This window comes from Micrococcus sp. LASM2_SD2 (assembly GCF_057364565.1).
In genome coordinates, this window is sequence record NZ_JBNFOB010000457.1 from 1 (window position 1) to 718 (window position 718).

Below are 718 nucleotides of genomic sequence, written 5' to 3' on the forward strand. Positions count from 1 at the left end.
CCGTCGGGGGCGGAGGTGCGCCCGCCCTCTCCGCCTGCCCCCGGGCCGGCCCCCGGACGGCGCGGACGCGGGCCGAACGGTACTCGTCGAGGGGTGAGGACACAGGGGTACCCTGTCCGGGAGCGCGTGAGGTCATGCCCCCACCCTACGTTGATTCCATCATCTAACCGAGAGCCTGTGGGCGAGTACACTCCCACTGTGAACTCCGCTCCCGACCCTCACGACCCCCTGCACGCGGTGATGACCGCCCTGCGGGACTTCTCGGAGAGCTCGGACCGCATGGTGGACAGCGCCGGCCGGACCGTGGGCCTGCATCGCACCGACCTGCGCGCCCTCAACATCCTGATGCGCCGCGCCGCCGAGGGCATGGAGACCAGCGCCTCGGACCTCGGCCGCCACCTGAACCTCACAAAGCCGGCCACCACGGCCGTGGTGGACCGCCTCGTGGACTCCGGGCACGCCGTACGCGAGCGCTCCCTCCAGGACCGCCGACGGGTGCTCGTCCACCACACGGACACCGCCGTGCGTGACGGAGGCGCCGCCTTCGCCCCCATGGGCGGCTCCCTGCGCGCCGCCCTCGCGGACTTCTCGGAGGAGGAGCTGCGCACGGCCCTGCGCGTGGTCCAGGCCGCGACCGGCGCGCTGCAGGACCTCGAGTCCGCCCTCCCCCGCCCGCAGACCGCTCGCACGGGGAGCCGACCGCCGTCACGACGCCGCG

General features: G+C 74.1%; 1 protein-coding gene. It reads left to right on the forward strand.

Annotation, left to right across the window (positions count from 1 at the left end; genetic code table 11):
• Positions 1–198 precede the first annotated feature (198 nt).
• Positions 199–718 (forward strand): MarR family winged helix-turn-helix transcriptional regulator (locus AC2W7A_RS13090; RefSeq protein ID WP_485991702.1); only part of this gene is annotated, 520 nt, incomplete at its 3' end.